This window comes from Ideonella livida, assembly GCF_010499455.1.
In the GTDB taxonomy this organism is placed as follows: domain Bacteria; phylum Pseudomonadota; class Gammaproteobacteria; order Burkholderiales; family Burkholderiaceae_C; genus Ideonella; species Ideonella livida.
In genome coordinates, this window is the sequence record NZ_JAAGOH010000009.1 from 104277 (window position 1) to 118550 (window position 14274).

The following is a 14274-nucleotide window of genomic DNA, read 5'->3' on the forward strand; positions in this document are numbered from 1 at the left end:
TTTTCGGCTGCGGGTGCGCAGACTGGAGGCCGGATGCAGCGGTGGACCTGCCGCCGGCCGCCGGTTGGGCGCCGGCGGTCGGGGCGTGACCTCAGAAGGTGGTGAAGGCGCTTTCGTCCACCCCGTGGTTGCTGCTGCCGTGGGCGCTGGGCGACCAGCTGCGCGCGCCGCTGTCGACCCGGCGTTGCGGGGCCGCGGCGGCGGGGCGGTTGCGCGGCGCCGTCGCGCGGTGCGGCTCGGCGTGGGCGGTGCGTCCCGCGCTGTGGCCCCCCCCATGGTCCACGCGGAAGAAGGCCATCATCTCCTGCAGCTGCGCGGCCTGGCCGGACAGCTCCTCGGACGTGGCCGAGAGCTCTTCCGATGCCGAGGCGTTCTGTTGGGTGCTGGTGCTCAGGTGGCCCATGGCGGTGGTGATCTGGGTGACGCCGCTGGACTGCTCGCCCGAGGCCGCGGCAATCTCCTGCACCAGCTCGCTGGTCTTGCTGATCGACGGCACGATCTGCGCCAGCAGGTTGCCGGCCTTCTCGGCCAGGCTGACCGAGGTGCCGGCGAGCTGGCCGATCTCCTGGGCGGCCACCTGGCTGCGCTCGGCGAGCTTGCGCACCTCGGCGGCGACGACGGCAAAGCCCTTGCCGTGCTCGCCGGCGCGGGCGGCCTCGATGGCGGCGTTCAGGGCCAGCAGGTTGGTCTGGTAGGCGATGTCGTCGATGATCGAGATCTTGGTGGCGATGGACTTCATCGCCTCCACCGTGCGGCCCACGGCGTTGCCGCCTTCGGTGGCCTCCTGCGCCGCCTTGGTCGCCATGCCGTCGGTCACGTTGGCGTTGTCGGCGTTCTGCTTGACCGAGGAGGCCATCTCCTGCAGCGAGGCGGTGGTTTCTTCCACGCTGGCGGCCTGCTCCGAAGCCGCCTGGGACAGCGACTGCGAGGTGGCCGAGACCTGGCTGGCGGCCGAGTTCAGCGCGTCGGCGGCGGCCGTCACGTCGGCCAGGGTGCGGGACAGCTTGGCCTGGGTGTTGTTGAGCGTCTGGCTCAGCTCCGCAAAGGCGCCGGCGTAGTGGCCCTGCATGGGGCGGGTCATGTCGCCGCCTTCCATGGCCGACAGGCTCTGCATGGCGTCGCGCAGCGGCGTCACCACCGCGTCCAGCGTGTCGTTCATGCCCTGGACGATGCGGGCAAAGTCGCCGTGGTGGCGGTGGGCATCGGCCCGCACCTCCAGCTCGCCGGCCAGGGCCGACTGCGCCAGGTGCTGCGAGTCGGCGATCAGCGCCCTCAGGTTGCTGCGCACCTGCTCGATGGTGTCGTTGATGAAGGCCTTCTTGCCGGGCAGCGGGGCCAGCGGGGCGTCGAAGTTGCCTTCGCCAAAGGCCTTGATCACGCCCATGGCCAGCTTCTTGACGGCGATGTGGGCCTTGACCATGTCGTTGACGCCCTGGGCCATGGTGCGGAAGTCGCCCTGGAAGCGCTGGGTGTCGATGAAGACGTCGATGTCACCGCGGTCGTGCTCGGCCGACATGGTGTTCATCTCGGCGATCAGGCCCTTGAGGTTGGCTCGCACCCGCTCGATGGTGTCGTTGATGAAGGCCTTCTTGCCGGGCAGGGGGGCCAGCGGGGCGTCGAAGTCGCCCTCGCCAAAGGCTTTGACCACGCCCATGGCCAGCTTCTTGACGGCGATGTGGGCCTTGACCATGTCGTTGACGCCCTGGGCCATGGTGCGGAAGTCGCCCTGGAAGCGCTGGGTGTCGATGAAGACGTCGATGTCGCCGCGGTCGTGTTCGGCCGACATGGTGTTCATCTCGGCGATCAGGCCCTTGAGGTTGGCTCGCACCCGCTCGATGGTGTCGTTGATGAAGGCCTTCTTGCCGGGCAGGGGGGCCAGCGGGGCGTCGAAGTTGCCCTCGCCAAAGGCCTTGACCACGCCCATGGCCAACTTCTTGACGGCGATGTGCGCCTGCACCAGCTGGTTGATGCCTTCGGCCATGGCGCGCAGCTCGCCGGGGTGGCGGGCCGGGTCCAGGAAGACGTCGATGTCGCCCAGCTCATGCTCGCGTGAGACCAGGTTCAGGTCCGCCTGCAGCGCCTGCACCCGCTCCAGCAGGCGGTTGACGGACAGGGCGGCGGCGGCCAGCGGCTCGGGCAGGCCTTCAGGCTGGGTGCGGAGGTCCAGGCGGCCTTCGGCGGCGGCGGCCAGGGGCTGGGCCAGGGCCTGCTGCAGCCGCTGCTCCAGGGCCCACTCGGCCGACAGGTCCGTCCATTCGGCCACCGCACCTACGGTGCGGCCGGCCTCCATCAGCGGGCTGAGCGTGACCCGCACGCGGTGGCGTCCGCCTTGCAGCAGCACGCTGGGGCGGGCCGACAGCCCCTCCAGGCCCTGGCGCAGGGCCGGCACCTCGCCCAGGCATTGCGCCAGGGGGCGCCCGACCATGCGGTCGGGCCGCAACTCGCGCTGGGGGCCGCGCACATCGGCATCCAACCCGTCCAGCAGCGTGGCGAGCGCCGGATTGAGCTGCGTCACCTGCAACTGCTCGTCGGTCACCAGCACCGGGGTGCTGAGGGAGAGGAAGGTCTGGCGCAGGAGTTCGTCCTGCCGGCGCTGCTTGAAATTGAACATCGTGGGTCTCCTGGGGTGGCGGTGACGGTGGAGGCGGGGGTCAGAAGGCGGTGAAGCTGGCTTCCTCCACCTCCGCCGGGGCGGTGCGGCGGGTGTGGGCGGCGGCCAGCCGCCGTGCCGCCAAGGCCGCGGCGCCACCAGAGGGCGGCGTGCCGACCGGCCGCCGGGTGGTGGCCGTGGGGGCAGCGTCGGAGGCCAGGCGGAAGAAGGCCATCTGCTCCTGCAGCTGCGTGGCCTGGGCCGAAAGCTCCTCGGCGGTGGCCGAGAGCTGCTCAGAGGCCGAGGCGTTTTGCTGGGTGGTGGTGCTCAGGTGCGCCATGGCCGAGCTGATCTGGGCCACGCCACCGGACTGCTCGCCCGAGGCCGCGGCAATCTCCTGCACCAGCTCGCTGGTCTTGCTGATCGACGGCACGATCTGCGCCAGCAGGTTGCCGGCCTTCTCGGCCAGGCTGACCGAGGTGCCGGCGAGCTGGCCGATCTCTTGGGCGGCCACCTGGCTGCGCTCGGCGAGCTTGCGCACCTCGGCGGCGACGACGGCAAAGCCCTTGCCGTGCTCGCCGGCGCGGGCGGCCTCGATGGCGGCGTTCAGGGCCAGCAGGTTGGTCTGGTAGGCGATGTCGTCGATGATCGAGATCTTGGTGGCGATGGACTTCATCGCCTCGACCGTGCGGCCCACGGCTTCGCCGCCCTCGGTGGCTTCACGCGAGGCCTGGCTGGCCATGCCGTCGGTGATGTGGGCGTTGTCGGCGTTTTGCTTGACCGAGGCGGCGATCTCCTGCAAGGAAGCGGTGGTTTCCTCCACGCTGGCGGCCTGTTCTGAAGCCGCCTGCGAGAGGGACTGGGAAGTGGAAGACACCTGGGCCGAGGCCGAGGTGAGCTGTTCGGCCGAGGCGCGCACCTGCTCGATGGTGGTACTCATGGTGTCGATCAGCTGGTTGAACTGGCTGCAGAGTTGGCGGTGGAATTCCTCCTTGTCCTGCAGCGGGATACGCTGGGTGAAGTCGCCCTGGGTGGCGGCCTGCACAGCGTTGCCGATCTCCTGCGCGACCTGGGTGGCCGCGGCCCGCCGGGTCTCGGTGGCCTCCAGCTGGCGGGCGTCATGCTCGCGGCGTTCCCGCAGCTGGCGCTGCATCTGTGCAAAGCGCGCCAGCAGCAGGCCCGCTTCGTCGCCGCCGCGGTCGTCGATGTCGAAATCCAGGTCCCCGCGGGCCACGGCGTCCGCGGCCTGCACCGCGCGGCCCAGGGGCCGGGTGACGGAGCGGGTGATGGCCCAGGACAGCACGGCCGCCAGCGCCGCCAGGCCCATCAGGCCCAGCAACAGGGTGTTGCGGGCGGTGCGAGCGGCCTGGATGCGGTCGTGCAGCAGGTCTTCCAGGCCGTCAGCGCCGGCCTCCACCAAGCGCAGCTGGGCCTCCACCGCCTGGGTGCCGGCGCGGAAGTAGTCCGTGGCCGAAACCGTGGCGGCCGCTCCGCTCAGCAACTGGTCTTGGGTCAGCTTCTGGAACCGGCGCAGTTCTTCGGTGGCCTGGGCCTCCTGCGGCCCGATGCGCTCGCGAAGGCCCGGGTCGAGCGCAAAGGCCTTGGCCAGTTGGCCATGCGCCCTGGCCTGCAGGTACAGCGTGGCGCTGGTGCTGGCCCGCAGCTCGGCCAGGGTGCGCTCTGTGGGCTGGCCGCTGGCCAGCAGGGCGGCGCCCCGGCCACGCTCCAGGGCCGCGGCTTCTGTCAGGCGGGGCAGGTGGTCGGTCAGTGCGGTCATGGTGAAGTAGGACTCCGCCACCGGGTCCAGCGACAGGCCCGAGGCATCGGCCACCTGCTCGATGAGCGTGAAGAGCCGTTGCACCAGTTCGCTGTGGCGGGCAAAGCTGTCTTGTGTGGCGACGTTGCGTCCTTCCACCTGGGCAGCCAGCTGTTCCCACTGGCGGCTCAGCTCTCCGTGCAGGGAGAGGGCCTCGCGGTAGCCCAGGCCCTGCAGTTGGCGGCCCAACTCGGCCAAGTGGCCCTGCGCCGCGGCGGCGCGGTTGCGGCGCTCGGCCTCCACACTCGCATCCCCTCCCAGCGCCAGGGCCGACAAGCCCCGGTGCAGCTGCCACTGCTGCAGCAACTTGAACGCCACGCGCAACGGGTCCAAGCCGGCGTCCTCGTCCTGCGCCACCGTCAGGAACTCGGTCTGTGTCTTGACGACCAGGGTCAGCGGCACGGCGCACATGAAGGCGCCCAGGGCCCCCAGCAGAGCGAACTTCTGCCAAAGGCGCAAATGGCGCAGGGGATTCTTCATCTCAGTGGGCTTCCGGGTGGGTGGCGTGGATGGGGGAGGGCACACTGCCGCCGCCGGCATGCGGTCGGCGGGTAGCGGCCGCCACCAGCCCGGGCAGGTCCAGCACCAGCGCCACGGCGCCGGAGCCGAGAATGGTGGAGCCGGCCAGGGCCTTGAGGTGGCGGAACAGGCCGGCCAGGGGTTTGATCACCGTCTGGTGCTCGCCCAGCAGACGGTCCACCACCAAGCCGATGCGCAGGTGCCCGTCGCGCACCACCACCACACTGCGCCGGCGCACCTGCGCCGGTGCCACACCGTAGAAGCGGGCCAGGTCCAGGTAGGGCAGCACTTCGCCGCGCAGGTCGAAATTGCCCACGGTGCGCTCGGGTTCGGCGGCCACCTCCGGGGGCACATCGATGCACTCGGCCACCACCGACAGCGGCAGCACGTAGTGCACCTCGCCCACGGTGGTCAGGAAGCCGTCGATCATCGCCAGCGTCAGCGGCAGGCGGATCTGCATGGTGGCGCCACGTCCCGGCGTGCTGGCCACATGGATCTGGCCGCGCAGCGACTCGATGTTGCGCTTGACCACGTCCATGCCCACGCCGCGGCCCGAGACGTTGGTGACCTGCTCGGCGGTGGAGAAGCCCGGCAGGAAGATGAGCTGGTAGACCGCGTCATCGTCCATCGCGGCGTCTGGCGGCACCAGGCCACGCTCCAGCGCCTTGCGCAGGATGCGCTCGCGGTTCAGGCCCCGGCCGTCGTCACTGACCTCGATGACGATCGAGCCCGACTCGTGATACGCGTGAAAGGCCAGCCGCCCCTGCACCGGCTTGCCGGCGGCCTGGCGTTCCTCCACGGGTTCGATGCCGTGGTCCATGCTGTTGCGCACCAGGTGCATCAGCGGGTCGGAGATGGTCTCGACCATGGACTTGTCGAGTTCGGTGTCGCCACCGGTGATCTGCAGTTCCACCTCCTTGCCCAGTTGCTTGGAGAGGTCGCGCACCACGCGCTGGAACTTGCTGAAGGTCTCGCCGATGGGGACCATGCGCAGGCTGAGCGCGCCGTCTCGGGCCTCCTCCACCAGGTCGGCGATGCGTTGCGCCGACTCCAGGAACGTGCTCACCGCCTCGGTCTGCGCGGCCAGCTGGGCGCCGGAGCTGGCGATGACCAGCTCGCCGATCAGGTCGATCAGGCGGTCGAGCTTGTCGGCGCGCACCCGCACGAAGCGGATCTCCTCGGCGGCCCGCCGGTCGCGCGGGCCGGCGCGGCGCTCGGCGTCCGGGGTGGCAGCGGCCGCAGCAGCCGGTGTGGGCGTGGGTGCGGGCGCCGGGACGGACGCCGCGGGCGGGGCATGGGTGGTGGCGGTCGCGGCCGGGACCGCCGGCGGTGCGATTTTGGGGGCCGCGGACGTGGCGGCGGCCTGCAGGTGGAAGGCGGGCCGGTCCGGCCCGGCCAGGGCCTGCCAATGCGCCACCAGGGCCTCGCGCTCGGCGCCGCCGTCGGGGGTGCGGTGCTGCAGCAAGGCCTCGTAGTCCTGGGCGCTGGCCTCCGGGGCCAGCACCACCAGGTCGCAGTCGTCCTGCAGGAAGTCGAAGACGCCCTCGACCATCGCGCGGTCGGCATCGGTGCGGTAGCGGATCTCGAAGCCGAGGAAGCAGCCCTCGGCGTCCAGCTCCGGCAGGCCCGGCAGGCGGTGGGTCAACGTGCGCAGGCCCTGCACCTTGCCCAGGGTGTCGAGGTAGCGGATGAAGGACAGAGGGTCCAAGCCATTGCGCAGGGCATCGGGTCCCATCTGCAGGGAGATGTGCCACAGCGGCTCCTGGCCGGCGCCGACGCCTGGTTCCGCGGCAGAAGCGATGGGCGCGGCAGAGGCGGGCATGGGGGCGGCCGCAGGGGCGGACTCGCCCGCCGTTGTAGGGAGCAGGGCGCGCAGCTGACCACCCAACACGTGGCTGCGCTCATTGAGCGTGGCGTCCTGGCCGTCTTGGTCGACGGCGGCTACCAAGGCCTTCATCTGGTCGCTGCCCTGCAGAAGCAAACCCATGACCTGCTCGTCGAGCTGGCGCTGGCCGCACCGCATGGCATCGAGCAGGCTCTCTACCTCATGGGTGAAAGTCACCACTGCCTCGAAGCCGAACAGACCCGCACCGCCCTTGATGGTGTGTGCGGCGCGGAAGGCGCTGTTCATCACCTCCGTGTCGCCGGGCCGGCCCTCCAGATCCAGCAAAGCTTGTTCGAACTGGGCCAGCATTTCCTGGGCTTCCTGCTGGAAGCCGGCGCGTACGCTGGCCAGGATCTCTTCGTCGGCATGCATGCTTGCGTGCTCCTTGGGGCGGTGGGGCGGCGGGGTCAGGACATCAGCCCGTCCACGGCATAGCGGGTCAGCACCTCCACCACGGGCGGCGACGGGTGCAGCACCTGTAGGCGTCTTCCCTGCGCACGCAGGGTCTGGTCGCAGGCCAGCAACAGCTGCACGCCGGCGGTATCGATCTCGTCGACGGCCCGCAGGTCCAGGCGTTCCATGCCACCGGCCAGGGCCAAGGCCAGGCGGGTCTGCAGATCGGCGGCCATGTGGATGGTCAGGCGCCCATCCAGCGCCAGTTCGGGGTTCATGCGGACCTCCCGTCAGTGGGGTAGCGGGGCAGGTGGGACCCGGGGCTCAGGGGCACAGCCGGGCCACGGCATCCACCAGTTGCGAGGGCTGGAAGGGCTTGGTGATCCAGGCCCGCACGCCGGCGGCCTTGCCTTCGGCCTTCTTGCTTTCCTGGGACTCGGTGGTCAGCATGATCATGGGCACGAAGCGGTAGGCCGGGCTGGCCTTCACGTGCCGCGCGAAGCTCAGCCCGTCCATGTTGGGCATGTTCACGTCGCACACGATCAGATTGGGTTTGGCTGAATCGAGCTTGGTGATGGCGTCCTTGCCGTCCACCGCCTCGGCCACCACATAGCCGGCCTTCTGCAGGGCCAGCTTGACCACCGTCCTGAAGCTGCCGGAGTCGTCCACCACCAGAATTGTCTTGGCCATTTGTTTGCTCCTTCCTCGGATATCGGGCCGTTGGCGCTGTGTTTCGGCCAGCGGCTGCAAAAGTTGAGGGGTGGTCATGCTGAGGGCGGCGAGGGGCCACCACGCCTCAGAAGAACTCCACCCCGGTGTCCTTGTCCACAGTGCCCGTGCCGTGGTGCATGGCCTGCATGTCCTCCATCGGGTAGCTGGCCTCCAGCCGGGCCAGCCAGTCCGAGGGGTTGAGCGCGGCCTCGTCGCGCGACCCCCGCAGCCAGGCCTGCATGCGGCCCATGTCCGAGGTGACCACGCCCAGCATCTGGCTGAGGCGATCCTGGAACTGCAGGTTCATCATCACGTCCTCGACATGGCGCTGCGCGTCCTTGCCCGCCTGCCGGAGCGTGCGCGAGCTGCGCGCCGTTTCGGCCAGACTGCCCAGCAGCGCGCGCACCAGGGTGCGTGCCTCGGCCTCGATGTGCTCGGCCACGTCGGCCGGGGTGTCGGTGCTGGTGCGGGCGGTGGCGCGGGCCAGGTCGGTCTGCTCCTTGATCAGCGCAATCTGGCGTGAGATGCGCGAAGCCGCCTCCCGCGACTGGGTCGCCAACTGCCGCACTTCCCGGGCGACCACGGCAAAGCGGTGCCCGCCTTCGGTGGAGCGGGTGGCTTCGACCGAGGCGTTCATGGCCAGCATCTGGGTGGCACGGCTGATGGCCACCAGCTCGGCTGCCAGCGCGGTCAGGCTGTCCACGCTGTGCTGCACCTGGGTGAGGGCCGTGGCCGCCTCATCGCGGCTTTGCAGTGCGCGCTGCGAGGCCTGCAGCAGGCGGTCCACCTCGCTGCGGTGGTTGTCGATGAGCTGGTCCAGCGCGCCCGGCGCCAGGTCGGGCGCGCTGGCGCTGGCGGCCAGCGCGATGTCGAGCTGGGCGCTGATCTTGGCAAAGCGCTCCACCAGCTCGATGCCCGAGCGCTCCACGAACTGCGAGGCGCCCTGCACCTGGCGCTCCCAAACCGGCAGCACCTGGCGGGCCAACACCAGCGCGGCAGGCCCCTGTGGCCCGGCATCCACGTCCTGGGCTTGGGCGGCAGCCATGGCCTGCAGCATGTCCTGGCGTGCCCGCACGTGCCGCTCACGCCACAGCCCGATGGCCAGGCACAGCACCAGGGCGACGGCGCCGCCGGGCCAGTCTCCGGCCCAGGTGGCGAGCAGCACCGCCGTGCCGCACAGCGCCAGTCCGGCCAGGGAGCGGTAGGGGGCCATGTCGGGCCGTCGGCTGGTGGCGCTGGAGGAAGGCGAGGCAGGCGTCATGGGCGGCGGCAGCGGTGACATCGGGCGTTGGCGCCGCCCTGATGCCAGGTGGGCACCGCCCAGGCTGGCCGGGCGGCATGAAAGTTCTGGCTCATCTTCGGCTCGGGAGCGCCGATACATGAGCCGATGAAACATGGCTTTACCAAGCAGTTCGCCGGCTCCTGGCGTCACCGTCTGCCTAGCATCGGTGTCACGCCGGATGGCGCCTGGGTGTACCCCGGCGCATGGGGCCGCCCCCAGGCCCCGGCAGCCGCCCAACTCCAGGACAGGACGGACCCTCTTCCATGAAGTTCAGTCTGAACGCCTCGCCCGCCAAGGCCTGGCTCACCCGCCTGCGGGGTTACTTCCGCTACCACGGCCTGTCTTCGCCCGGCGTGCGCCTTATGCGCAACCTGTCCATGGACGCCAAGGACGGTGTGGTCGCCCTGCTGGTCGCCTTGCCCATTGCCTGGGCGGGGCTGCACTGGCTGGCCCAGACCGATGCGCGCTCGCAGGCCCTGGCGCAGGCGGTGCGGCTGGCCGAGCTGCAGGCCCAGGCCACCACCGCCGCCCAGGCGTGGCAGGCCATGGCATCTGCCCCCGCCGCCCCGTCCAACACATCCGCGGCTCCGGCGGCGGCCCTCACCGCCACCCAGGCCTTGTTGGACGGCCTGCGTGATTGGGGCGATCTGCGCGCCGAACCGCTGGTGGGGCCGCTCCAGGCCGTCCTGCGCGATGTGGCGGGCGGGCGCGGCCAAGTGGAACCCGCCGCCGTGACGGTGGTGCTGGAGCATCTGGTGCGGCTGAAGTCGGCCCTGGCCGCCGCGGCCGCTTCCGGGGAGGTCACCGGCGCCTCTGCGCAAGGCGCGCTGGCCGGCCTGTGGTTGCTGATGCCGTCACCGGCGGCTTCGGCCGCTGCGGCGGTGGGCCCGGCGGTCGTGGCGGTGCCGGCAACCGATGTGGCTTCGGCGGCTGTGGCGATGCCGTCTGCGGCCCTGGCCGCTTCTGCGGTGGAGGCGGCCGGCGCAGCGTCCGCGCCGATGGCCGCCGCAGAAGCGGAGGCGGCCACGGTGGCTGCGCCGTCGGCCTTGCCTGCCCCGGCGGACCGAGCCCAGGCGCCTTCAACGGCTGCCACGGCGATGGCGGCGACGGCGGCGGTGGATGGGTCCTCCCTGAGGCTGGCCTTGGCGGCCCAAGCCTTGCGGGCCCAGCTCTGGGCCTCGCCCGACATGTCGGTGGACGAGCGCCAACGCTGGCACCAGCTGCTCGACCGGCTGGACGTGGCGGCTGCCCAAGGGGGCGATCGCGCGACCAGCGGGTCCACCCTGCCAGCCGTGGCCGGCGAACTGCTGAGGACTTTCGAGCAGCACCGGCAGCAGGCCATGGTGCGTGAACAGGCCGATCACCAGCGCCACGTTCGCCAGGTGGGCGGCATGCTGCTGCTGCTGGTGGCCCTGGCCGCCTATTTCCTTTACAGCAACCACCTGGTGATGCGCGGCGGACTGCGTGTGCTGCGCGAGCAGATCGAGCGCCTGGGCCGCGGTGACCTGCGCAGCCAGGGCACCGGCTTTGGCAAAGACGAGATCGGCCTGTCGCTGCGCACCCTGGACCGCGGCATGCACTCACTGGCCAGCCTGATGGACGCCGTCCACCAGGGCGTGGCGGCGGTCTCGCATGCCTCACGCGACGTGGCCAATGGCAACGCCGGCCTGGCCAACCGCACCGGCAGCATGCGCTCGGCCATGGGCGATGTGTCCACCCGCGCCCAGGACTCCTGCCAGCGCATGGACCAGTGCGCCACCGCGGTGGAGCTGGTGACCGAACAGGTGCGGCAGGCTCGGGTGGAGGCCCGCCGCAGCCGCCAGGCCATGGCCCAGCTGCAGGAGCGCATGCAGAGCCTGCAGGCCCGCAGCCAGGAAATTGCGCAAATGGTCGGGATCATGGAAACGATTGCCTTCCAGTCCAAGCTGCTGTCGCTCAACGCCTCGGTGGAGGCCGCTGGCGCGGGCGAGAACGGCAAGGGCTTTGCTGTCGTGGCCCAGGAAATGCGGGCCTTGGCCGAGCGCAGCGGCCAATCCGCCCAGCGCATCCGCGACATCGTGGCCACCTCGGTGGCCGACATCGGCGACGGCGGCGTGCTGGCCGAGCGGGCCGATGCCTGTGTGCGCCACACCGATGAAGCCATGCGTGAGATCGACGACGTGATGATCTCGGTGGTCCAGGCCACCCGCGAGGGCATGTCCCAGACCTCCGAGGTGCTGACCATCGCCCGGGACGTGGAGACAGCCGTCGACAAGAACACCCGCCTCATCGACCAGTTGGCGCAGGCCTCCCAGGCCCTGCGCGATCAGGGCGACGCCCTGCGCCGCTCGGTGCGCCACTTTGCCTTGGATTGACCGCCCACTCCGGCCACAGGACTCCCCCATGACCCTGCGACTCCCGCTCGCCTGGCTGCGCCGACGCCAACACGGTTGGCTGGGCTCCAGCCTGCTGTACCGCCTGCAGCTGCTGCTGGTCCTGATGGCGGTGCCCGTGCTCCTGCTGCTGACCTATCAGGTCTGGCAGGTCGTTGAACGCCATGCCGCCTGGCGCCTCCAGCGGCAGGATCTGCAGCTGCTGCAGTCCCTGCTCACGCTGGTGGAGGCGGGCAACCGCCAGGTGGGCAAGACGGATGCCGAGGCGAGCGCCGCTCTGCAGGACCTGCAGGCCCACGCGCCTCGACTCCAGACCCTGGGCGTGGAGGTACCGGTGGCCGAGGCCTCGGGCTGGGTACGGGGCCAGGCCCTAGGGCTGACCGCCGTCGAGCAGCTGCTGGCGTACAGCCCGGTGGGCCAGCTGGAGTCCGAGCCCCAGCTGCGCATGGGGCGGTTGGCGCTGGAGCGGCTGTTGCCGCTGCTCCTGCAGATCCGGACCCTGCAGGCCACGGATGGCCAGGACCCGACCCACTGGCAGGCCCTGGGGATGTTGCTGGAGCCGCTGCAGTTGGAGCTGGGCCTGGGCGTGCATGCCCTGCGCTCGGCCGGTGCGGTGCTGCCGGCCAACTGGCCCCTGTTGCAGGAGGCCCTGACCCAGGCGCATGGTCAGCTGCATCTGGAGCGTGCGGGGGGGGCGGAAGCTTCCGTCGAGGGCCTGCGTGCGGAGGCCCTGGCGTTCATGAAGGGCAGCCTCAGCCTGGCGCAGCAGGCCGCCGAGCACCAGTGGTGGACCATGTGGTCCGGCCTGCTTGCCGGTTCTGCGCTGGTGGTGGGCCTTCTGGTGCTGGCCGCCTGGCAGGCGCGGCAGCTACAGCGCCAGCTGGGCGAAAGCGTGGTGGCGCTGCGCGGCCGGGTGCGCGCCCTGGGCGAGGGGGACCTGCGGGGCGAGGTGGACGCGGCCCCGCTGCTGGTGGACCTGCAGCCCTTGCACACCTCGCTGGACCGGATGACCCAGCGGCTGGCAGAGCTGGTGGCCGAGGTGCGCACCTGTGCCCTGCGGGTGGACGAGACCGGGCAGGACATGGCCCGCGACGGCGCGTCCCTGAGTGTGGTGCTGGGGGAGATGGTGGGCGAGATGCGCCGCATGTCGCTGGCGCAGCGGCGCCTGTCCCATGCCTGCCGGGCCCAGCATGACCTGGGGGAGCGTCTGGCGCGGCGCACCCGCGGTCTGCGCGAAACCGCCGACCAGGGGCGGGAGGTGATGGAGGAGGGCGTGCAGACCGTGGTGGCGCTGGAGGAGAGCATGAAGACGGTGGCCGAGATCAACGCGGCCATCGACGACATTGCCTTCCAGACCCACCTGCTCTCGCTCAATGCCGCGGTGGAGGCGGCCAAGGCTGGCGTGGCCGGACGGGGTTTCAGCGTGGTCGCCGGGGATGTGCGCGTGCTGGCCGGCCGCTGCGCTGAAGCCGCGGCCCGTATCGGGCAGGCGCTGGCCCAGACCGCCGACCAGACCCGCAAGGCTCGCACTTTGACTGAGCACGCCCGGGTGGCCATCCAGGACCTGGCCCATGGCACGGCGGACCTCAGCGGCAGCCTGGAGCAGGGCCAGACCCTGCGCCAGACCCAGGAGCACGAATTGCAGCAGGCCGAGTCTGGCCTGGCGCAGGTGAAGGAGCACGCCCAATTGGCCAGCCGGCTGTCGATGCAGTTCGACCGTGGTGCCCTGCAGTTGGCACGGCAGGGCCAGGGCTTGCGCGCTTCGGTGCGTGCGGTGCAGCTGCGCCAGGCCAGCGCCGAAGAGGCCCGCGAATTGGTGCGCGCTGCCCTGACCCATGTGCAGGAGGTGGGCTGGCAGCAGGCGGTGCAGGACTTCCACCAGACCGGGGGCCGCTTCCAGCAAGGGGGGCTCTACCTCTTCGGGTTTGATGACGCTGACCGCTACCTGGTGTTCGGCCCCGCGCCTGACTGGGTGGGCCGCAGCGCTCGCGAGACTTTCCCGGCGGACTGGCCCAAGGTGGAAGAATTTTTGCGGCGCGCGCGCAAGGTCATCGGTCAGCATGGTGAGGGCTGGGTGGAGTACGAGGGCCCCGACGCGCAGCTCAAGGTGGCGGTGCACAAGACCGGCTTTGTCACCGGCTTGGGCGATGGGGGCTTCCTGGGCTGCAGCGTGGTGCGGACCGCCGCCTCCGCGGAGGCGCTCCAGGACCGCGAGGGCCCGGCGGAGGCTGTGGACGACGACGAGGCAGGGCGCCCGGGAGGCGCCCTGGGGACTGCCGCCCTCGGCACCGCGGCCGGTCTGGCCGGCATGGCGGCGGGCGAGGTCGGTGAAGTCGGTGAAGTCGGTGAGGTCGGTGAGGCGGACGACAGCGGCGGGTTCGACGGTTGGGGCGAGCCGGGCGAGACGGCGTCTTCCAACGCCCTGGGCCAGCCGGGCTGAAGGCCGGCGGTGGCCGCAGGGCCGGGCTCCGGCCCCCCAGCAGTTGCCGCGGCAGGCGCGGGGGCGCGGCCATCCGCACCGGCGCTCCCGGCAGGGGGGCGGGGAAGGCTCAGGAGAACGGGTCCACGTCCTGCGCCGCCGGGACGGCCCGCGTCAGGCTCTCGTACCTGTGGTGGCGGGCATCACCAGCAGGCCGCGACCGTCGAGCACGTCGTCGGCCTGGCTGGGCAGGGCGTGGGCCGGTCCCAGCGCGGCGATGGCACCGC

8 protein-coding genes are annotated in these 14274 nt (G+C 71.1%); 2 read left to right on the forward strand and 6 right to left on the reverse strand.

Features of this window, described 5'->3' with window-relative positions; genetic code table 11:
• Window positions 1-91: 91 nt before the first annotated feature.
• The 6 genes from G3A44_RS24245 to G3A44_RS09685 all read right to left on the reverse strand — a co-directional run bounded on the left by G3A44_RS24245 (window position 92) and on the right by G3A44_RS09685 (window position 9175).
• The gene (locus tag G3A44_RS24245) at window positions 92-2611 is read right to left on the reverse strand and encodes a methyl-accepting chemotaxis protein (RefSeq protein ID WP_203561353.1); all 2520 of its coding nucleotides are present in this window, start codon (window positions 2609-2611) and stop codon (window positions 92-94) included.
• Between the two features lie 40 nt (window positions 2612-2651).
• Window positions 2652-4886 carry a methyl-accepting chemotaxis protein gene (locus tag G3A44_RS24065; protein ID WP_163457307.1) on the reverse strand — a complete coding sequence of 745 codons (2235 nt, stop codon included), beginning with the start codon at window positions 4884-4886 and terminating at the stop codon, window positions 2652-2654.
• 1 nt (window position 4887) lies between these two features.
• Window positions 4888-7182 (reverse strand): chemotaxis protein CheA, encoded by a 2295-nt coding sequence (locus G3A44_RS09670; protein ID WP_163457308.1) that lies wholly within the window; start codon window positions 7180-7182, stop codon window positions 4888-4890.
• A 35-nt stretch (window positions 7183-7217) separates the two neighbouring features.
• Entirely contained in the window at window positions 7218-7481 is a 264-nt protein-coding gene (locus tag G3A44_RS09675) for an STAS domain-containing protein (RefSeq protein ID WP_163457309.1), read from the reverse strand.
• 46 nt (window positions 7482-7527) lie between these two features.
• Complete coding sequence (locus tag G3A44_RS09680) at window positions 7528-7893, reverse strand: response regulator (protein ID WP_163457310.1); 366 nt, start codon at window positions 7891-7893, stop codon at window positions 7528-7530.
• A 106-nt stretch (window positions 7894-7999) separates the two neighbouring features.
• Window positions 8000-9175: a methyl-accepting chemotaxis protein gene (locus G3A44_RS09685; protein ID WP_163457311.1), complete on the reverse strand. Its 1176-nt coding sequence runs from the start codon at window positions 9173-9175 to the stop codon at window positions 8000-8002.
• 284 nt (window positions 9176-9459) lie between these two features.
• On the opposite strand from G3A44_RS09685, the gene G3A44_RS24070 reads away from it, so the two are divergent.
• Both G3A44_RS24070 and G3A44_RS23260 read left to right on the forward strand, forming a co-directional pair.
• Window positions 9460-11550: a methyl-accepting chemotaxis protein gene (locus G3A44_RS24070; protein WP_163457312.1), complete on the forward strand. Its 2091-nt coding sequence runs from the start codon at window positions 9460-9462 to the stop codon at window positions 11548-11550.
• 28 nt (window positions 11551-11578) lie between these two features.
• Window positions 11579-14008: a methyl-accepting chemotaxis protein gene (locus G3A44_RS23260; RefSeq protein WP_203561354.1), complete on the forward strand. Its 2430-nt coding sequence runs from the start codon at window positions 11579-11581 to the stop codon at window positions 14006-14008.
• The last annotated feature ends 266 nt before the right edge of the window (window positions 14009-14274 follow it).